This window comes from Nocardioides luteus, assembly GCF_000960475.2.
Lineage (GTDB): Bacteria > Actinomycetota > Actinomycetes > Propionibacteriales > Nocardioidaceae > Nocardioides > Nocardioides luteus_A.
In genome coordinates, this window is record NZ_JZDQ02000008.1 from 124,960 (window position 1) to 144,805 (window position 19,846).

At 71.0% G+C, this 19,846-nt stretch carries 17 protein-coding genes; 11 read left to right on the forward strand and 6 right to left on the reverse strand.

Translation table 11 applies throughout. The features are described 5' to 3' along the window. Positions 1–22 precede the first annotated feature (22 nt). On the reverse strand, positions 23–406 hold the full coding sequence (locus tag UG56_RS07435) for a hypothetical protein (RefSeq protein ID WP_045547479.1): 384 nt from the start codon (positions 404–406) through the stop codon (positions 23–25). Between the two features lie 155 nt (positions 407–561). Here UG56_RS07435 and UG56_RS07440 point away from each other — a divergent pair, with 155 nt between their 5' ends. After that, positions 562–939, forward strand: coding sequence for a nitroreductase family deazaflavin-dependent oxidoreductase (locus UG56_RS07440; RefSeq protein WP_045547478.1), 378 nt, complete (start codon positions 562–564; stop codon positions 937–939). Positions 940–955: 16 nt separating this feature from the next. Here the strand turns inward: UG56_RS07440 and UG56_RS07445 are convergent, their stop codons facing one another. From UG56_RS07445 to UG56_RS07455, 3 genes are read right to left on the reverse strand one after another with little or no spacing between them, the layout of a single operon-like run. Further along, positions 956–1,429: an NUDIX hydrolase gene (locus tag UG56_RS07445; protein WP_045547477.1), complete on the reverse strand. Its 474-nt coding sequence runs from the start codon at positions 1,427–1,429 to the stop codon at positions 956–958. A 4-nt stretch (positions 1,430–1,433) separates the two neighbouring features. Continuing rightward, on the reverse strand, positions 1,434–1,907 hold the full coding sequence (locus tag UG56_RS07450; protein WP_218145159.1) for an NUDIX hydrolase: 474 nt from the start codon (positions 1,905–1,907) through the stop codon (positions 1,434–1,436). Next, positions 1,904–2,647, reverse strand: coding sequence for a helix-turn-helix domain-containing protein (locus tag UG56_RS07455; protein WP_071326948.1), 744 nt, complete (start codon positions 2,645–2,647; stop codon positions 1,904–1,906). The genes UG56_RS07450 and UG56_RS07455 overlap by 4 nt, the downstream gene beginning before the upstream one ends. 312 nt (positions 2,648–2,959) lie before the next feature. On the opposite strand from UG56_RS07455, the gene UG56_RS07460 reads away from it, so the two are divergent. Then, on the forward strand, positions 2,960–3,697 hold the full coding sequence (locus UG56_RS07460) for a TetR/AcrR family transcriptional regulator (RefSeq protein WP_045547474.1): 738 nt from the start codon (positions 2,960–2,962) through the stop codon (positions 3,695–3,697). 65 nt (positions 3,698–3,762) lie between these two features. Further along, the gene (locus tag UG56_RS07465) at positions 3,763–4,344 is read left to right on the forward strand and encodes a hypothetical protein (protein ID WP_045547473.1); all 582 of its coding nucleotides are present in this window, start codon (positions 3,763–3,765) and stop codon (positions 4,342–4,344) included. A gap of 33 nt (positions 4,345–4,377) precedes the next feature. Here the strand turns inward: UG56_RS07465 and UG56_RS07470 are convergent, their stop codons facing one another. Beyond that, positions 4,378–4,869 (reverse strand): NUDIX hydrolase, encoded by a 492-nt coding sequence (locus UG56_RS07470; protein ID WP_045547472.1) that lies wholly within the window; start codon positions 4,867–4,869, stop codon positions 4,378–4,380. A 248-nt stretch (positions 4,870–5,117) separates the two neighbouring features. Here UG56_RS07470 and UG56_RS07475 point away from each other — a divergent pair, with 248 nt between their 5' ends. Next, complete coding sequence (locus tag UG56_RS07475) at positions 5,118–5,933, forward strand: TIGR02452 family protein (protein ID WP_045547471.1); 816 nt, start codon at positions 5,118–5,120, stop codon at positions 5,931–5,933. 7 nt (positions 5,934–5,940) lie between these two features. Here the strand turns inward: UG56_RS07475 and UG56_RS07480 are convergent, their stop codons facing one another. After that, positions 5,941–7,728 carry a glycoside hydrolase family 35 protein gene (locus tag UG56_RS07480; RefSeq protein ID WP_071326931.1) on the reverse strand — a complete coding sequence of 596 codons (1,788 nt, stop codon included), beginning with the start codon at positions 7,726–7,728 and terminating at the stop codon, positions 5,941–5,943. Between the two features lie 103 nt (positions 7,729–7,831). On the opposite strand from UG56_RS07480, the gene UG56_RS07485 reads away from it, so the two are divergent. The 7 genes from UG56_RS07485 to UG56_RS07515 all read left to right on the forward strand — a co-directional run bounded on the left by UG56_RS07485 (position 7,832) and on the right by UG56_RS07515 (position 19,817). Then, positions 7,832–11,689 (forward strand): endo-alpha-N-acetylgalactosaminidase family protein, encoded by a 3,858-nt coding sequence (locus tag UG56_RS07485; protein ID WP_045551571.1) that lies wholly within the window; start codon positions 7,832–7,834, stop codon positions 11,687–11,689. A 39-nt stretch (positions 11,690–11,728) separates the two neighbouring features. Continuing rightward, the gene (locus UG56_RS07490; RefSeq protein WP_045551570.1) at positions 11,729–12,514 is read left to right on the forward strand and encodes a DeoR/GlpR family DNA-binding transcription regulator; all 786 of its coding nucleotides are present in this window, start codon (positions 11,729–11,731) and stop codon (positions 12,512–12,514) included. Between the two features lie 53 nt (positions 12,515–12,567). Continuing rightward, positions 12,568–13,488: an SIS domain-containing protein gene (locus tag UG56_RS07495; RefSeq protein WP_045551569.1), complete on the forward strand. Its 921-nt coding sequence runs from the start codon at positions 12,568–12,570 to the stop codon at positions 13,486–13,488. Continuing rightward, a complete protein-coding gene (locus UG56_RS07500) occupies positions 13,488–14,396 on the forward strand; it encodes an ROK family protein (protein WP_071326932.1) in 909 nt (302 codons plus the stop codon). Before UG56_RS07495 ends, UG56_RS07500 begins: the two co-directional genes overlap by 1 nt. Continuing rightward, the gene (locus tag UG56_RS07505; RefSeq protein ID WP_071326933.1) at positions 14,393–15,301 is read left to right on the forward strand and encodes a 1-phosphofructokinase family hexose kinase; all 909 of its coding nucleotides are present in this window, start codon (positions 14,393–14,395) and stop codon (positions 15,299–15,301) included. The genes UG56_RS07500 and UG56_RS07505 overlap by 4 nt, the downstream gene beginning before the upstream one ends. Before the next feature lies 1 nt (position 15,302). Beyond that, a complete protein-coding gene (locus UG56_RS07510) occupies positions 15,303–16,154 on the forward strand; it encodes a class II fructose-bisphosphate aldolase (protein WP_071326934.1) in 852 nt (283 codons plus the stop codon). 135 nt (positions 16,155–16,289) lie between these two features. Beyond that, positions 16,290–19,817 (forward strand): TIM-barrel domain-containing protein, encoded by a 3,528-nt coding sequence (locus UG56_RS07515; protein ID WP_256206485.1) that lies wholly within the window; start codon positions 16,290–16,292, stop codon positions 19,815–19,817. Positions 19,818–19,846 lie beyond the last annotated feature (29 nt).

Below are 19,846 nucleotides of genomic sequence, written 5' to 3' on the forward strand. Positions count from 1 at the left end.
GCGCTTGCCGTCAGTCAGGGCTTCAGCCGTCGAACCCTTCGGCGAGCTCCGCTGGGGCGGCGGCCAGCCGGGCATCGACCAGCAGGTCGCGTAGGTCGCCCGGGTCGATGACGCTCAGCTCGATGAGGACCGCGGGGTAGTTGTTGAAGTGCTCGATGGTGAAGACCCCGTCGATGCCGGCGGCGAGGACGCCTTCCTTCTCGTGCAGGTCGGCGGTGTTGACGGCGAGGATCGGCTGGGCGGGAGGGGTCTGGTCGCCGAAGCGTCTGATGTCTGCCTTGCTGAAGGGGCGGAGCCAGGCGATGCTCTTGCCGCGTACGGACCAGGTCGGGTGTCCGTGGCGCTCGCCTTCGGTGGCCTCGGGTAGCTCGGCGATGATCCGGGCGAGGTCTTCGAGCGTTGCCATTCCTGGAGCGTAACTCCCGGCGCTGCTCGATCGGACCGGATCGGCCTAGCACGTGAGTAAGGTCGGTTCGGTGACCTCCATGATCGACTCGGTCGTGCCGCGGATGGTGCGGAACCGGGCCGTGATGGTGAACCTGAAACTCACAGGAGGCTGAGATGCGTCGCAAGTGGCTGTGGTTGCTGAAGAACACGCTCAACCGGGTGACGATCCGGGCGGCGCGCTCCGGGCACGGCCCGTTCTCGCTCGTGCGTCACGTCGGGCGGAAGTCGGGGAAGACGTACGAGACGCCGATCATGGTCGCGCGGGTGCCGGAGGGGTTCATCGCGGAGCTGACGTACGGCGAGGATGTCAACTGGTATCGCAACATCGTCGCCGCCGGTCGCTGTGAGCTGCTGGTCGACGGGCAGTGGCATCAGGTCTCCGCCATCGAGCCCTATCCGTCCGCGGCCGGCCGGGACGCCTTCGGCTATCCGGCCAAGCTGGTGCTGCAGGTGCTGCAGCGGCATGAGTTCAGGCTGCTGCGTACGGGCTGATCATCGTCCACGTCGGTCAGGGTGGATCGATACGAACATCGCCGGGATGCTGAAGGGCCCAGGCGAGCCTGACGCGCTGACTTGGATCCATGTCGAGGTCGAGGACGTTCGCACGTCGGACCCATTCAACACGGGGGCTTTCCGGGCTGCGGGTCGGTTCGCCGGCCAGGTACGTCGCCCGGTAGACGATGGCGAACTGCTGGCGGACCTCACCGTTGTCGTATTCGACGCGGTGGAGCGGGTCGGTGAAGACGCCGACGAGGCCGGTGCACTCGATGTGGATGCCGGTCTCTTCCAGCGTCTCGCGGACGACACAGGTGGTCAGGCTCTCGCCGAACTCCATGGTGCCGCCCGGCATCGACCACTTGCCGTTGTCGCTGCGTTGGATGAGCAGGATCTCGCCGTCGCGCTCCACGAAGGCGGCGGCCGCTGGCACGAGGCTGTTGACGGGCGGGGCTGACGGGTCGTCGTGCCAGTCGATCCTGGGCATGTGCTCAGTCCGCTACCGGGTAGCGCCCAGCGAGGTAGTCGTCGATCTGTCGGCGCATCGTGGGATGGACGTCGTAGGCGTCGAGTGAGGTCGGGTCGATCCAGCGTACGGCGGACGCCTCCTCGTTTGCGGCCGGAGCGCCCGAGATCGGCCGGCCGAGATACGTCACCTCGTACTCCTGCCGTACCTCGCCGTCGGAGAGGTACTCGATCAAGTGGTTGGGGTCGCTGTAGACGCCCAGGAACCCGGTGATCTCGGCCAGGATCCCGGTCTCCTCCTCACACTCGCGCACTGCGCACTGGCTTGGTGTCTCGCCGAGCTCTTGCTTGCCGCCGGGCAATGCCCACTGCCCGGTGTCGCGGCGCTTCTGCAGGAGGATCTCGCCCGAGCTGTTGACGACTAGGAGGTTCGACGCCGGCACCAGCGAGTTGGCGGCTGGGGCGTCAGGGTTGTTCCAGTGTTCGATGCGACCGTTCACTCGGCTGTCCATGACCTTGCGCTGCCCCAGACAGCGTCGAAGCTCTCGGTGTACTTCCGGAACATGGAGTCCTCACCGGTGTCTCGGACATGTAGCAGCGGATTGGCGGAGGCAGGGCTGCCCCATAGGTGAGTGTTGATCATCGCTTGCGAGTCGTAGCGGAAGATCGAGGCGTACAACGCGGTGTCGTGCAGCCGAATCTCACACCCGGGTACACCGACGAGGCCGCTGAAGTAGGTCAGCGACGCCTGGACTTTGGCACCGAGCGTGCTGCCGATGCCTTCCTCCTTGCCCCGGAGGGCTACTGCGTCGCCTGATGGGTCTCCGCAGCACAGACGCACTCGAGCGCCGGCCTCGGCTCGCTCTGCCAGCATCGCTGGGAAGCGCGGGTTGGTCTGGTTGAGAAACGTTCCCGCGAACACGAGAATGTCGACCTGACTCTGTGCCTCCTTGAGGAGGGACATCCACTTCCACTGGGGGACGCTGGCCCGGTTGGGATAGATACCGACGATCTCTGAGTGGGCGCTGGCGGCCGCGACGTCGTGTCGCGTGTCATCTGGCCACAACTGGTCTATCGAGAGCTCGAGCGCTTCAGCTGCCAGGCGCTGGTTACGACGATGAGGTCGCCGGTCCTTCGTGATCCAGCGCTCCACGGTCTTCTCGTCGAGCTCGATCCTCTGAGCCAGGTCGGCGGACGACCACCCCCGGTGGGCCAACGCGTTCCGCAGGGAATCGTTCACGCCGCTCAGCATAGGGACCTTTCGGGGGCGTTTGGCTGTACGTAGGAGGCGTTTCATTCGCTGTACGACGTTCTCGAACCCCGATGCGGAGAGGGTGCTGCCCACAACTTCGCGGTCGGTCGAGCGTCGCATTCCATCTGCGAGGGGGAGTGCACTTCTTGTGTCGCAAACGTCTCAATAGGTCTCCAGCGGGCGGTGCAAACGTCCCTGGGGCCGCGGCGAGGGTGGTTCAAGTCCCCGGCGCGCCGGGCCGCACACGGCGTCGGAGCGCTGGGGACCTCCAGACCGACTCCGCTCCTGACAAGGACCCCGATGAGCACGTACGCGCCCGCAAGTGCCACCCGCCCCGGTCGACCTCGGGTGATCCCGCGCGCGGCAAGCGCGGCGACTCCTCGCGACGAGATCCTTCACGCTGCGGCGGAGCTCTTCGTCAATCGCGGGTTCGCGGCGACGTCGACGCGGGACATCGCGGAGAAGGTGGGGATCCGGCAGGCGTCGCTCTACTACCACTTCGCGGGCAAGCCCGGGATCCTTGCCGAACTCCTCGAGCTGTCGGTGCGGCCCAGTCTCGAGAAGGTCGAGAGGATCGAGCGGGAGTGTCCGGCCGAGGTGCCGGAGGCGGCGCTCTACCTGCTGGCGCTGATCGACGCCGACACCCTCGCGACGGTGCCGCACAACATCGGCCGGCTCTACCGGATGCCGGATGTCAGGAGCAGCGAGGTCTTCGGGGAGTTCGAGCCGGCGCTGCAGGAGCTGACTGCTGCGTACGGTCGGCTGGGTGCTCAGGTGGTCAGTGGCCCTGTGGCCGCCACGGTCACCACGGACCAGTTGGGTGGGCTGCTGATCCAGGCGGTCGAGGTGGTGATCCGGATCCGCTCGCGCGGCGCCACGGTCACGCCCGCGCAGGCGCGAGCGATCGCGGCGACGTGTCTTCGGATCTGCGGCGTGCCCGAGGTGAGGATCGCCCGCGCATCGGTCACGGCCGACGAGCATCTATACCCCGGAACGATGATCCGCACGATCGGCGACCAGGCGCATACTTCGAAGTAGCTGTCCGGTCGATCTCGGCGCCCAGAGTCTTCGGCCGCAGCTCTCCAGGAGGCGGAGGTGGCGCCATGCGCCGGATTCTCATCGCTTTGACTCTCTGCGTCGGCCTGCTGGTCGCCGGCAGTCCGCCCGCCTCGGCGGTCCCGACCGACCTGGACTCGTGCCCGACGGACCGGCCGACGTTGTACGACGTGACCATCGGCAACACGAACGTGGCGGACATCGCCAGCGACGGCCACGTCTGGGCCCTCGACACGTACCTCCAGCACGTCCAGGTGTGGAGGATCGGTCAGAAGCACTACTGCTTCCGCATCGAGTACGACGGCACCTGGACCAGCTTCGCCGGCGTCAGCCCGGGCGGCACCGGCACGATCAGCGAGGGCGTCACCGGCACCTTCTACGGCATGCGGATCCTCCGGCTGACCGGCGAGTTCAACCCGCGGCATCCGCTCAGCGGCCACGTCGCAGACTTCGACTGGCAGTGCCAGGCGGACGGCACCTGCACCGGGCCGCGGCCATCGCCCGGGATGTACTTCTCGCCCATCACCAGCGTCAACAACACGTGGTACGAGTTCCACGCCACCAGCGCAGAAGCCAACGGCACCTGGCACGACACGACGTACGGCTATTCGGGCGACATCACCGACTGACGTCTCCTGGGACGCGGCCGCCCGTCCGTCGGGTCAGGGGTTGGGGTCGAGGTGGGGGAAGCTGCGGTTGAGGGCCCAGTCGAGGCGTACGCGCTGGCTGCGGTCCATCTGGAGGCTGGGGACCATCTCGGGATAGAGCCACTCGGCGTGGGTGTTCTCGGCCGAGGGAGTGGGCTCGCCGGCGAGGTAGCGGCCGGAGTAGACGATGCTGCACTCCTGGCGTACCTCGCCGTTGGTGGTGTTCTCGATGCGGTGGCGCGGGTCGGTCCAGATCCCGACCAGGCCGGTCACCTCGATGGTGACGCCGGTCTCCTCGAACGTCTCGCGGACCGCGGCGGCGGTGAGGGACTCGCCGGGCTCCATCGCGCCGCCGGGCATCGTCCAGTTGCCGGTGTCGTTGCGGCGGATCAGCAGTATCCTGCCCGGGTCGTCGCGCACGAAGGCGGCGGCGCTGGGGCGGATGCTGTTCACCTCGGGGGCCGCGGGATCGTTGTGCCAGTCGACTCGGCGGCCCGTGCTGCTCACCTCAGGGGAGCGAGGACGTGGCGGTTGTGCAGACGCGTCGATGGTTGGCCGAGATCCCACGTCCGGGAGCATAGCCGAATTCGCCGAGGTCAGGCGTGTAGCAGCAGGGATGGGCACTTTCGACCACGAAGCGTGCGATCGAGGAAACTTGGTTGCAGTGGAAACCTCGAGGATCGGACGATTCGTACCGTGAAGAAGATCGAAGGAGCCGTCGCAGGGGCGACGGTGGTCACCACGAGGGTGACCGGATGAGCGCGCGGCTGCGCGCGCTCGCGCGGGAGAACGAGCATCTCATCGAGGCCGGGTACTACCGGCGTACGGACGGCACGAAGGTGGTCATCGGCGATGCGGTCCGGGCGGCGCGGGAGGGAACCCGGTTGTACGGACCGGAGCCGGTCGAGGTGCCTGCCACCGAGCCGGTGGCGACACGGTTCGCGGTCACCGGCGGCAGCAGCCTGTGGGAGGCGCGGCGGCTGCCGGGCCGGGTGGCGGTGCTGAACTTCGCCTCCGCGCGGAACCCCGGAGGCGGGTACGTCAACGGAGCCCAGGCGCAGGAGGAGGCGTTGTGCCGGGCCTCGGCGCTCTACACCTGCCTGCTGGAGGCGCCCGCCTACTACGTGCATCACCGCGCCATGCGCGACCCGTTCTACAGCGACCGCGTCATCCACTCGCCGGGCGTGCCCGTCTTCCGCGACGACCGCGGCCACCTGCTCGACGAGCCGTTCGAGGTCGGCTTCCTGACCTCGCCGGCGCCGAACGCGGGCGTCATCCGCAGGAAGGTCCCCGAGCGTGAGGGCGAGATCCCGGCCGTGCTCGCCGGCCGTGCGGCCCGGGTCCTGGAGACCGCGGCGGCCACTGGGTATCGCAGCCTCGTCCTCGGCGCCTGGGGCTGCGGGGTGTTCCAGAACGACCCCGCGATGGTCGCCGGATCGTTCCGGGACCTGCTCGGTCCGGGCGGCCGGTTCGAGGGGGTCTTCGAGCACGTGGTGTTCGGGATCCTCGACCGTACGCCGGGAGCGGTCCTCCGGCAGGCCTTCGAGGACGCCTTCGCGGACCTGAGATAGCGCAGCGCTACGTCCCGGTCGGCAGCGACTCGACGTACTCCTCGCTCGGCCCGAAGTCCGGGTCCGGATGCACCTCGACGTGGGTCGCCGGCCCGGTGAGGTCGAGGACGGCGACCCGGTTCGCGCCGGCGCGCCACAGGGGAGCGGGGGCGTAGAGGCGTCGCTGGGGGCCGCACGCCCACAGCCTGCCGAGCAGGGTGCCGTTGAGCCAGACGTACCGGTCGCCGTCGCCGGGGACCGCGAGCCAGCCGTCGGCGGGCGCTTCGACGTCGATGACGGCGTCAGCGAGCCCGTCGAGCCCGTCGAGCCCGTCGAGCCCGTCGAGGTCGTCCCAGCGGTCGAGGGGAGCGAGGTGGTGGTCCCAGCCGTGCACGAGGCGCCGGTCCACCTGGACGCCGCCGAGGATGCCCTTGTGCTCGCCGAGCAGCGGGCCGTAGTTGACCCGGCCCAGCGCCTCCACGACCAGGGTCAGCTCGGCGACCCTGCCCAGACCCGGAAGCGTCAACACCGCGGGCTCGGCGTCGTCGCGCTCGAGCGTGCCGATCCGATCCTCGTCGAGGAAGACGTACGCCCGGTCGTGCAGCCCCCGCACGGTGAGATGGACGTCGTGGCCGGGGAGCGTGACCGAGGACCGGTACGTCACCAGGCCGGCGTCGACGCCGAGCTCCTCGAGGCTCAGCGGCCGCGCCGCGCGGACCGCCGGCCCGCGGGTCGCCAGCGACACCAGGTCGTCGCCGGGTGACACCGGCGCCGAGGAGAACGCGTGTCGCGGCGCGGTGGGCGGCAGCGCCGGCAGCTCGTCGACCGTCCGTCCGGACGCGGGCGCCAGGATCTCGCGGTAGAGCCGGAACTTCTCCGAGACCCGGCCGTCCTCGCCGACCGGGGCGTCGGAGTCGTAGCTGGTGACGGTGGGCTGGATGCGGCGGCCGTCGTGGTTGGCGCCGGCCCAGAGCCCGAAGTTGGTGCCGCCGTGGGCCATGTAGACGCTGACCGAGCCACCGAGGTCGATGATCTCCCGCAGCGTCCCGGCGGCGCTCTCGGGGGAGCGGACGTGGTGGTGCTCGCCCCAGTGGTCGAACCAGCCGTTCCAGAGCTCCGCGCACAGGAACGGCTCGCCGGGCCGTCGCGCGCTCAGCTTCGCCGCGGCCTCCTTGGCGCGGCTGCCGAAGGTCGCCGCGGCGAGCGTGCCGTCGACCATGCCGGCGTCGAGCATGACGTCGGTCGGACCGTCGGCGGTGTAGAGCAGCTCGGTGACGCCACGGTCGAGGAGCGCCTGCCGCAGCCAGGCGAGGTGGGCGGCGTCGTCGCCGTAGGAGCCGTACTCGTTCTCCAGCTGGACCGCCACGACCGGCCCGCCGTGGCCGGCCTGGAGCGGGACGTGTCGGGGGAGCAGGACGTCGAGCCAGCGAGCGACCGCGTCCTGGTAGACCGGTTCGCTGCTGCGCGGTGCCCGGGTGCGCGCGGTCAGCCACGACGGCAGCCCGCCGTTGGTCCACTCGGCGCAGATGTAAGGGCCGGGGCGGAGGATCACGTCGAGCCCGAGGTCGCCGGCGATCGTGACGAAGCGGGCCAGGTCGCGAGGTCCGGTGAAGTCGGGGGAGCCCTCGTCCGGCTCGTGGAAGTTCCAGGCGACGTAGGTGTCGACGGTGTTGAACCCGGTGGCGGCGACCCGGCGCAGCCGGTCCTCCCACAGGTCCGGGTGGATGCGGAAGTAGTGGATCGACCCGGACAGGATCCGGTGCTGGACGCCGTGCTTCAGGAACTCGCCGTCCTGCCAGGCCAAGGTGGGGGTCACCCGCCCGAGGCTATGACAACTTTTGCTCATAACGTAGCCATTCCGCGCAAAACTCTGCATGATGGACGGAACCTCAGGCCCACCCCCACCCTCGGGAGTCACGATGCCGAAGCGTTTCCCCACCGCCCTCCTCGCGTCCGTGACGGCCTTCGCCGGCGTGGTCGCCATCGCGCCCGAAAGCCACGCCGCCCCGGCGGCCGGTTTCACCCTGACCTCGTCCGTGCTGACCGTCCAGGTGGCCGAGGACTTCCCGGCCGTGCTCGGCTACCGGCACAGCGCCGGCGGCGAGATCGGCGGCGCCACCACGCTGCCCACCTCCGTACGGATCAACGGCACCGCTCACACCGCGACCGTGACCGGCACCCAGGTCGACGCCGACACCGCGACCTACCGGCTGACCTTCGCCGACCTGCCCGGCGTCGAGCTCGACACGAAGCTCGAGGTCGCCGGCGACGTCCTCACCTTCGCCGTCACCGAGGTCACCGACACCGCCGAGCACCGGGTCGGCACCCTCGACATCCCCGGCCACGATCTCCTCTCGGTCAGCTCCGACCAGGCCGGGGCGACGGTGAGCACCGCCGTCGTGAGCGCCGACCGCACCAAGAGCGGTGACACCCACACCGAGGTGACCGCGGACCTGGCCACGACCGAGAAGCCCGTCGGGTCGGCGTACGCCATCGTCGACACCGACCAGCTGGCGGCCGCCATCGAGACCAACTCCGTCTACGACCAGACCGGCGGTGACTCGACCAACGAGCGCGGCCGGATCTGGCGCAGCGTGAACGCCACCGAGAGCGGCCACCGGGTCGGGCTGTGGAGCGGCCAGTGGACCTACCGGGCGGCCGGCTCGCCCTACACCGAAGAGCTCCCCTGGGCGAAGGTCACCATCACCCCCGACGCCAACGACGACCAGCGGGTCGACTGGCAGGACGGCGCGATCGCGCTGCGCGACATCCAGCGACCGGTCAACGGCGCGGACGAGACGCCCGAGCGGGTGGTCACCCACATCCCGTTCAACTTCGCCAGCCAGGCGACACATCCGTTCCTGCGTACGCTCGACGACGTCAAGCGGGTCTCGCTGGCCACCGACGGGCTGGGTCAGCTGGCCGTGCTGAAGGGCTACGGCTCCGAGGGCCACGACTCCGCGCACCCCGACTACGGCGGCAACTACAACACCCGCGCCGGCGGCCTCGAGGACCTCAACACCCTCGCCCGTGAGGGCGAGAAGTGGGGCGCCGACTTCGGCGTCCACGTCAACGCGACCGAGGCCTACCCCGAGGCGAAGGCCTTCGACGAGACCCTCGTCGACAAGAGCAAGCCCGGCTGGGACTGGATCGACCAGTCCTACTACATCGACCAGCGCACCGACCTGGCGTCCAAGAACATCGTGGACCGCTTCGCCCGGCTGCGCCGCGAGACGCACCCGAACCTCGACTTCGTCTACATCGACGTCTACTACTCCTACGGCTGGCTGCAGGAGCGGCTCGCCCGCGAGCTGCGCGGCCAGGGCTGGAACATCGGCACCGAGTGGTCCTACCACTTCGAGGAGGACGCGCTCTGGTCCCACTGGGCCAACGACGAGTCCTACGGCGGGGCCACCAACAAGGGTCTGAACAGCCAGCTGATCCGGTTCGTACGCAACGGGCAGAAGGACACCTGGAACCCCGACAAGCTGCTCGGGCACACCGAGATCGTCGAGTTCGAGGGCTGGACCGGCGAGAACGACGTCGACGCCTTCTACGACAACATCTGGCGGACGAACCTGCCGACGAAGTATCTGCAGCGCCACCCGATCCTGCGCTGGAGCCCGGACGAGGTCGTCCAGGACGGTGGCGTCCGCGTGGTCAACACCGGCACCACCGAGGCGACCCGCAAGATCTACCAGGACGACGACCTCGTCCTCGACGGCGACGCCTACCTGCTCCCGTGGAAGGACCGGCAGCAGGACGAGTCGAAGCTCTACCACTACAACGCCGACGGCGGCCGGACCACCTGGACGCTGACCGACGCGTGGAGCCGGAGCGACCGGCTCAACGTCTACCGGCTCACCGAGCAGGGCCGGGTCGCGGCCGGCAGCGTGCCGGTCCGGAGCGGCAAGGTCACGCTCGACGCGAAGCCCGGGACGGCGTACGTCCTGACCAAGGCTCCCGGCAGCTCGCCCGACCCGCAGTGGGGCCAGGGCAGCCACATCGCCGACCCCGGCTTCAACGCCGGCAACCTCGACGCGTGGCACCCGAGCGGCCCGGCCGCGACGGGACGTACCTCGACCGGGCAGCGGGTCGCCGTCCTGGGCGCCGGCGGGAAGGCCGCGATCAGCCAGCGACTGACCGGCCTGCGCAGCGGCCGCAACGCGCTGGGTGTCTGGGTCGAGGTCGAGCCCGGCCACAGCCGCGCCACCACGGTCACCGTCACCTCCGGCGGGAAGACCTACACCAACCGCGTCGAGCGCTCGACCGCGAAGAACCTGGTCGCCGCCGACGAGCTGCACAGCACCTACTTCCAGCGGGTCGAGGTGCCCTTCGACACCGCCCGCGACGGCACCGCGACCGTGAAGATCTCCGCGGAGGCGGGCTCGGGTCGCGTCCGCCTCGATGACGTACGCGTCGTCCCGGTCAAGCGCGACCTGGCGCCGGCGCCGGGGGCGAAGGTCATCGCGCAGGAGGACTTCGAGGAGGTCGTCCAGGGCTGGTCGCCGTTCGTCAAGGGCACCTCGGGCGGTGTCACCGACCCGCGCACCCACCTGGCCGAGCGGCACGAGCCCTACACGCAGAGCGGCTGGAACGGCAAGGCCACCGACGACGTGATCAGCGGCGACTGGTCGCTCAAGTCGCACGCCGAGAACGGCGGCCTCGTCTACCGCACGGTCCCGCAGACCGTACGTCTCGAGCCCGGCCACCGCTACCGGGTCTCCTTCGACCACCAGACCGAGCGGGACGGCGACTACGAGTGGGTGACCGGCTACGACTCGGTCGCCAGCGGCGAGCCGCGCTCGGTCGAGGTCGCGGTCCGTCCGATCGGCCGGCAGCTCGAGACGACCCGGTTCAGCGACGAGCTCGTGGCCGGCGGCTGCGGCGACTACTGGGTCGGGCTGCGGACCGCCGACGAGAACGGCGCGAGCGGCGACATCAGCATCGACGACCTCACCGTCGAGGACCTCGGTGCGGCCGGCGACCTGCCGGCCTGCGCCACCCTCGCCGTCGACGCCGGGGAGGAGAAGCTGCTGCCGGGCGCGGCCGCCGAGGTCACCACGACGCTGACCAGCGACGAGGCGTCGGCGACCGGCGCCGGGTCGATCGCCCTCGACGTCCCCGACGGGTGGACGGCGGAGGCCACCACCCCGGCGGCGTTCGACGCACTCGCTCCGGGAGAGAGTCATGCCGTCACCTGGAAGGTCACGCCGCCGGCCGACGCGGCCGAGTCGAGCTATCGGCTCGATGCGTCCGCGACGTACGACATCGGGGGCGGGACGCGCACGGTGACCCGCGCGGCCACGGTGCAGACCGCGCCGCCTCCGCCGACCGCCGACACCTACGCCAGCGATCTGGGCTGGCTCTCGGCCACCAACGGCTGGGGGCCGGTCGAGCGGGACACCAGCGTGGGGGAGAGCGGCGCCGGTGACGGCGGCCCGATCACGCTCGCCGGCAAGGTCTACGCCAAGGGGCTGGGTGCGCACGCGGTCTCGAAGGTCCGCTACTACCTGGCCGGCAACTGCACCTCTTTCACCGCCGACGTCGGGGTGGACGACGCGCAGACCTCGCGGGGGTCGGTGACCTTCGCGGTCGTCGCGGACGGGCGTACGGTCGCCGAGACCGGCACCCTGGGGCCGGCCAGCGCCACCGAGTCGGTCAGTGCTGACATCACCGGCACCGACTACGTCGACCTGGTCGTGGGCGATGCCGGCGACGGGAACGGCAACGACCACGCCGACTGGGCGGATGCGATGTTCCACTGCAGCCCCTGAGAATCTGCGTAGGCTGTCCGGGACCCAGGAAGGGGGCCCATGAGACAACAGCGACTCAACCAGCTGCTCGAGCTGATCAGCGAGCACGGGCACGTGTCGATCGCAGAGGTGGAGAGTGCGCTCGGTGTCTCGGCGGCGACCGCCCGCCGCGACATCGGGCACCTCGCCGACCAGCGACTGGTCACCCGGACCCACGGTGGCGCGACGGCGCTCGGCTCGGCGTACGAGCTGCCGCTGCAGTACAAGATCAGCCGCCAGGCCGAGGCCAAGCAGGCGATCGCGGCCGTGGTCGCCGACCTGCTCGTGCCGGGCGAGACGGTGGCGCTCAACGGCGGCACGACCACCAGCGAGGTGGCGCGCGCGATCGGGCGCCACCCCGACCTGGCCGAGGACGACAGCATCACCGTGGTCACCAACGCGCTCAACATCGCCTACGAGCTCTCGATCCGGCCCAACGTCAACATCGTGGTGACCGGCGGCGCCGCCCGCACCCAGTCCTACGAGCTGGTCGGGCCGCTGAGCGAGGGGGTGCTGTCGAAGATCCACATCGACACCGCGATCCTCGGCGTCGACGGCATCAGCACCCGCGCCGGCCTCACCACGATCCACCCGGCCGAGGCCAAGATCAGCGCCGACTTCATCGCGGCCGCGCAGCGCACCATCGTCGTGGCCGACAGCACCAAGCTCGAGCATCCGACCTTCGCGCGCATCCGCGACCTCGGCAGCGTCTCCATGCTGGTCACCGACCGCGCCGTGCCCGAGCCGCTCGCGAAGGCGCTGGCCGAGCGGGGGGCGGAGATCGTGATCGCTCCTGAGCGAAAATGATCATTTAGGCCCTGTTGTTGACATAAACGATCAACGCGTTGGATGATTCAGCCATGACCGGACCCGCACCGACGACGCATCTCGCTGCCGAGATCGCGACCCAGCCCGCCAACTGGATGGCCGCCAGGAACACCGCCGAACGCTTCGCGGACGCGCTGCCGAAGGCGGGGGAGAGGGTCGCGGTGGTCGGCTGCGGCACCTCGCTCTACATGGCGCAGGCCTACGCCGCGCTCCGCGAGGAGCAGGGGCTGGGCGTCACCGACGCCTGGACGCCGACCGAGGCCCGGATCGACCGGGGCTACGACCGGCTGCTCGCGATCAGCCGGTCCGGGACCACGACCGAGGTCATCGACCTGCTGACCCGGGTCGAGGGCGAGATCCCGGCGTCGGTGATCTCGTCCTCGCCCGGCACGCCGGCGCTCGAGGTGGCCGAGCCGATCCTGATGCCCGAGGTCGACGAGAAGTCGGTGGTCCAGACCCGGTTCGCGACCACCGCGCTCGCGATGCTGCGCTGGCACCTCGGTCAGGACCTGACCCCGGCCGCCGAGCAGGCGCAGCAGATCATCGACGCCGGCGAGGAGTCGTTCGGCCCGGGGCTGACCGCCGACCAGCTCACCTTCGTCGGCCGCGGCTGGACCAACGGGGTGGCGCAGGAGGCGGCGCTCAAGCTGCGGGAGTCCGCGCAGCTGTGGACCGAGTCCTACCCGATGATGGAATACCGCCACGGTCCGGTCTCGATCAGCGCCCCCGGCCGGGTGGTGTGGGCCTTCGGCGACCTGGTGGACGGCTTCGCCGAGGACGTCGCGGCCACGGGCGCCGACCTGGTGCACCACGAGATCGACCCGCTCGCCGAGCTGGTGCGGGTGCATCTGCTCTGCGTGGCGCGGGCCCAGCTGGTCGGTCTCGATCCCGACGTGCCGCGCAACCTGACGCGCTCGATCATCCTCAGCCCGGCCGCTCCTCCGCCTGCCTGATGCGATCTCTTGCTCTCGCGTTCGACGTCGGCGGCACCTCGGTGCGGGGGGCCGTGGTGGGGGCCGCCGATGTGGTGATGGCCGAGTCGCGGGTGTCGACCCGCACCGGTCCGGCCGTGCTCGACGACATCGCACGGATGGGCGAGGAGCTGCTCGCCGGGCTGAGCCCCGCGGCTCGGGCGGAGGTGGCCGGGGCCGGCGTCGCCTTCCCCGGTCTCGTCGACACCGAAGCCGGCATCTCCCGCAGGGCGGTCAACCTCGGTCTCGTCGACACCCTCGTCGCGGCCCCGCTCGCCGAGCGCCTCGGCCTGCCGGTCACGGTCGTGCACGACACGGCCGCCGCGGCGGCCGCGATCTGGGCGGACGCCGGCTCGCCGGCCTCCGCATTCGTGGCCGTGCTGGGGACGGGTGTCGCCGGGGTGACGTACGTCGAGGGGAGGGCCGTCCTCGGGGTCTCCGGGCAGGCCGGCGAGATCGGCCACCTGGTGGTCGACCCGGCCGGGCCGCGGTGCGGCTGTGGGCTGCGCGGCTGCGTGGAGGCGTACGCGGGTGGGCGCGCGATGCTGGAGAGGTACGCCTCGACGGGCGACACCACGGTCTCCGGCGTCGCCGACCTGGTCGCCCGGACCGGGCACGACCGCCTCGCCGCCCAGATCTGGTCCGAGGCGGTCACCGCCCTCGCCGACGGTTTCCTCGCCGTGGGAGCGCTGCTCGCGCCCGGCGAGATCATCCTGGGCGGCGGCGTGGCGGAGGCCGGCCGAGACCTGCTCGACCCGCTGCGGACCCGGATGGACGAGCGGGCCGGCGTGACGGCGGTCCCGCCCGTGCGCCTCTCCACCCTCGGCGGCCGTGCCGGCCTGGTCGGTGCCGCCCGGCTCGCCCTGGAAGCGGTGAGGACGAACCCATGATCATCACCGTCACCCTCAACCCGGCGATCGACGTGACCTACCGGCTGCCCCGGCTGACCGTCGGCGAGGTCCACCGGGTCGCCGAGGTCACCACCCGGCTGGGCGGCAAGGGCGTCAACGTCGCCCGGGTCCTGCACCAGCTGGGCGAGCCGGCGCACGCCGTCGGCCTCGCCGACGCGCACTTCGCCGACGCCCTCGCGAGCGAGCTGCCCTCGACCTTCCTTCCCGAGCTCGAAGACGTACGCCGCACCGTGGTCGTCGTCGCCGGGTCGACGACCTCGCTGTGGGAGCCGGGCCGGCAGGCGGCGCCCGGAGCCGACCGGCGGCTGCTCGACCTCCTCGAGGCTCGGCTCGCGAACGCGACCGCGCTCACCGTCTCCGGCAGCCTGGCTCCCGGCGTGCCCGCCGACCTTCCGGCACGGATCGCCCGGCTCGCCGCGGGCGCCGGCGTCCCGGTCCTCCTCGACCTGGACGACGCGGCGCTCGTGGCCGCGGTCGGCACCGGTGCCGTGCTGACGCCCAACGAGGACGAGGCTGAACGCCTCCTCGGGCACGCTCCCGACGACCCCGTCGCCGCGGTCGAAGAGCTCGCGGCCCGCAACCGGGGGCCGGTCGTGCTGACCCGCGGACGCCTCGGGCTGATCGCGTGCGCCGACGGCACCTGCTGGGAGGCACGCCCGCCGGCAGGGATCGCCGGCAATCCGACCGGCGCCGGGGACGCGGCCGCCGCGGGGCTGGCCCGCGGCCTGGCCCATGGCCGGCCGTGGCCCGAGATCCTGCGCGACGCCGCCGCGCTGGGCGCCGCCGCGGTGGCGGCGCCGGTCGCCGGCGAGATCGACGCCGAGACGTACGCGTCGGTCCTGGCCGACATCCGGGTCGAACCGCCCGACCACGAGGAGGCCTGAGATGCCCCTGGTGCCGATGTCGCTGCTGCTCGACAACGCCCGCGAGACCGGAGGCGGGCTGGGCGCGATGAACGTCATCCAGCTCGAGCTGGCCGAGGCGATCGTCGCCGGCGCCGAGCAGGCCGGCCGTCCCGTCGTCCTGCAGATCTCCGAGAACACCGCCGACTACCGCGGCTCCCTGGCGCCGCTGCTGGCGGCCACCCTCGCGATCGCGGAGCGCGCCACGGTGCCGGTCTGCGTACACCTCGACCACGCGACCCGCGTCGAGCTCGTCGAGGAGGCCGTCGAGCTGGGCTGTCCCTCGGTGATGTTCGACGCCTCGAAGCTCGACTACGACGCGAACGTGGCCGCCACGGCCAAGATCGCGGCCTGGTGCCACGAGCGCGGCGCCTCCATCGAGTCCGAGCTCGGCGAGGTGGGCGGCAAGGACGGCGTGCACGCGCCCGGGGTCCGCACCCAGCCGGCCGAGGCCGCGGCCTACGTCGAGGCCACCGGCGTCGACGCGCTCGCCGTCGCGGTCGGCTCCTCGCACGCGATGACGACGCGGACGGCCTCGCTCGACAACGAGCTGATCGCCCGGCTCGCCGACGCCGTCGACGTTCCCCTCGTGCTCCACGGCTCCTCCGGGGTGCCCGATGAGGGCATCGTCGCGGCGATCGCCGCCGGGATGACCAAGATCAACATCGCCACCCACCTCAACGCGACCTTCACCAGGGCCGTGCGCGCGGCGCTGACGGACGAGACGAAGGTCGACCCCCGCAAGTACCTCGGCGCCGGCCGCGACGCGGTCGCCGGCGAGGCGGCGCGCCTGCTCGCCCTGATCGGTGGACCGAGGGTGGACCGCGCCGTGTGACCCACGCTACGCTCGCCCTCGGCTTCGATTGATTCTGACTAATTAGGGCGTGATGTGATCATGTTCAATCAATCATTCAGACGGTTTCTGGTCACGGGCGTCGCGTTGGCCGCAGGCCTGGTCGCTCTCAGCCCGGTGAGCTCGGTGGCAGCCCCGGCCACGAACGAGCTCGGCGACGTCACCGGCTTCGAGCACGACGGCGACAGCTACACCTTCGAGTCCGGCGAGGCCGCGCTGCGGGTGACCTTCGAGGACGCCGACATGGTGCGCGTGCGCCTGGCCCCGAACGGCGAGTTCGACGACCCGGCCAACGACGACCCCACCGACCCCGGCGCCCCGGACGCCGACATCGTCGTCAAGCGCGACTACCCCGGCGGACGGTCGCAGGTGAAGGAGACCGACGCGGCGTACGTCATCAGCACCGGCGAGGCCGTGCTGACCGTGACGAAGCGGCCGATCACGCTGCGCCTCACCGACCCGAGCGGGCGGGTGCTGATGGCGGAGTCCTCGCCGCTGACCTGGGACACCGACGGCACCGCCCAGCACCTCGAGCGCGGCGCCGAGGAGCAGTTCTTCGGCGGCGGCATGCAGAACGGCCGGTTCAGCCACCGCGGCCAGACGATCAAGATCTCGCGCGACTTCAACTGGAACGACGGCGGCAACCCCAACGCGGTGCCGTTCTACGTCTCCTCCCGCGGCTACGGCGTGCTGCGCAACACCTTCGCACCCGGCAGCTACGACTTCGGCGCGCCGACCACGACCACCCACGCCGAGCAGCGCTTCGACGCCTACTACTTCGTCGGCGACGCGAAGCGCGTCATCGACTCCTACACCGAGCTGACCGGCCGCCCGGTCGCGGTCCCGATGTACGCCCTCGAGGTCGGCGACGCCGACTGCTACCTCCACAACGCCAACCGGGGCGAGCGCGAGACCCTGCGCGACTCGACCGCGATCGCCGAGGGCTACGCCGAGCACGAGCTGCCGCTGGGCTGGATGCTGGTCAACGACGGCTACGGCTGCGGCTACGAGGACCTGGCCGAGACCGGCGACATGCTGAACGATCACGGCGCCGAGCTGGGCCTGTGGACCGAGGACGACCTCACCGAGCAGGAGACCGAGGTCAAGGCCGGCGTCCGCGTCCGCAAGACCGACGTCGCCTGGGTCGGCCCGGGCTACCGCTTCGCGCTCGACGCCTGCGAGCAGGCCCGCGACGGCATCGAGACCCACAGCGCCGACCGCTCGACCGTCCTCACAGTCGAGGGCTGGGCCGGCACCCAGCGCTGCGCCGCGGTGTGGAGCGGCGACCAGTCCGGGAGCTGGGACTACATCCGCTGGCAGATCCCGACCTACGCCGGTTCCACCATGTCCGGCCAGCACCTCGCCACGGGCGACGTCGACGGCATCTTCGGCGGCAGCGCCGAGACGTACGTCCGGGACATGCAGTGGAAGATGTTCCTGCCGATGACCTACCTGATGAGCGGGTGGGCGGCCTCCGACAAGCAGCCGTGGCGCTACGGCGAGCCCTACACCTCGATCAACCGGAAGTACCTGAAGCTGCACGAGCGGCTGCTGCCCTACTTCTACACCCACACGATGCGGGCCCACCGCAACGGCGTCGGTGCGGTCAAGCCGCTCTACCTGAACTACCCCGAGGACCCGAAGACCTGGGGCGATGCGGTGAAGTACGAGTTCCTCGCCGGTGACGACTTCCTGGTCGCCCCCGTCTACGAGGACGCCACGACTCGCGACGGGATCTACCTCCCCGAGGGCACCTGGGTCGACTACTGGAGCGGCCGGGTTCACCAGGGGCCGACCACCATCGACGGCTACAAGGCTCCGCTGGACACCCTGCCGCTGTTCGTACGCGCCGGCGCGGTCGTGCCGCAGTTCCCCGAGGGCACGCTCGACTGGCAGCAGGGCAAGAGGTCGGGCCGTCTCGACCTCGACATCTACCCGCAGGGCTCCTCGTCGTTCGTGAGCTACGAGGACGACGGCCGCAGCCAGGCGCACGCCTCGGGCGAGTCCGCCACCCAGAAGTTCGAGGTCGACGCCCCCGAGCAGGGTCGCGGCCGCGTCGTGGTGCGGCTGGGCAAGGTCGACGGCAGCTACGCCGGCAAGCCGGCCTCGCGCGAGTACGGCCTCGCCGTGCATGCCGATGCCGAACCGGGCAGCGTCGAGCTCGGCGGCGAGGAGCTGCCGCAGCGAGGCTCCGCCGCCGAGCTGGAGGGTGCGTCGACCGGGTGGTTCCACGACCCCGCGACGGGCGTCACCCACGTGAAGACCGGGAAGCTGGCCACCTCCGCGGCGGCCGTGGTCACGCTCAACGGCTCCTCGGCCGTCGGCGGCAGCCACCCAGGCGACCGCGACGTCAGCCTGGATGCCACCACCTCCGCGATCGCGGTCGCCGGTGAGGAGGCCGAGGTCAGCGCCACCTTCACCAACGACACCGGCTCCCGTGTGCAGTTCGAGTCGATCACGGCCACCGCGCCCGAGGGCTGGGACGTGCGCCCGGGCCAGGCCGTCTCCGGGAGTCTCGCGCCGGGTGCCTCCCGCACCGCGACCTTCGGTGTCACCCCGCCGGCGGACGCCGAACCCGGGCGCGTCCGGATCGAGGTGGGCGCGACGTACGTGACCCACGACCGGACGTACGCGGTGACCGACTCGGCCACCACCACGGTCGCCCACCCGGCCCTGGCCTCCGCCTTCGACAACGTCGGAGTCACCGACGCCGCGGACCCGGCGCCGGGCGACATCGACGGGGGAGGGAGCAGCTTCCTCGCCGGCAAGCTCGCCGAGAAGGGGGTCACGCCCGGGGCGACGGTGAGCGCGAACGGCTTCGACTTCACCTGGCCGGACTCGGCCCCGGGCACGAAGGACAACGTGGCCTCCGGCGGCGAGACCGTCCGGATCAGCGGCCGCGGCAACGCGCTGGCGTTCCTGGGGACCGGCACCAGCCTGTCGGCAGCCGGCAAGGCGACCGTGCACTACACCGACGGCACCTCCTCGACGGGGACGCTCGGCTTCCCGAACTGGTGCTGCGCGGCGACCGACAGCTACGGCGCCAAGGTGGCCGTCACCACGCTCGGGAAGAACACGCCGAGCGGCCCGGCCTACCCGACCGTCTCCTACCGGCTGTTCACCAAGACCCTGCGCACCGACCCCGCCAAGGAGATCGCTGCCGTCACGCTGCCCGCCAACGCCGCGGTGCACGTCTTCGCGATGACGGTCGGTGACGAGGAGGTCGTCCCGCCGGTGCTGGCGGACGGTCAGTACTCGCTCGGCAACGCCGCCTCCGGGCTCGCGCTCGACGCCGCCGGTGAGACCACCGACGGCCAGCTGACCACGTCGGCGGTCGGGGCGGCGGCGTCGCAGAAGTGGGTGGTGACCCGGAACGAGGACGACGGCAGCTACCAGCTGAAGAACGCCGGCACGGGTCTGTGCGCCGATGTCGCCTACAGCTCGAAGACGAGCGGCGACCCGGTCGTGGAGTACACCTGCACCGGCACCGCCAACCAACGCTGGGTCATCGCGACCGACGGTGCGGCGCTGAAGATCTCCGCCAAGCACAGCGGCCTCAGCCTGGCGGCCGGCGCCGACGGACTGGTGATCCAGCAGACCGACACCGCGGCCGGCTCCCAGCGCTGGCGCGCCACGCCGAACTGAGGTGGCGGGCCGACCGGTCGCACTGCTTA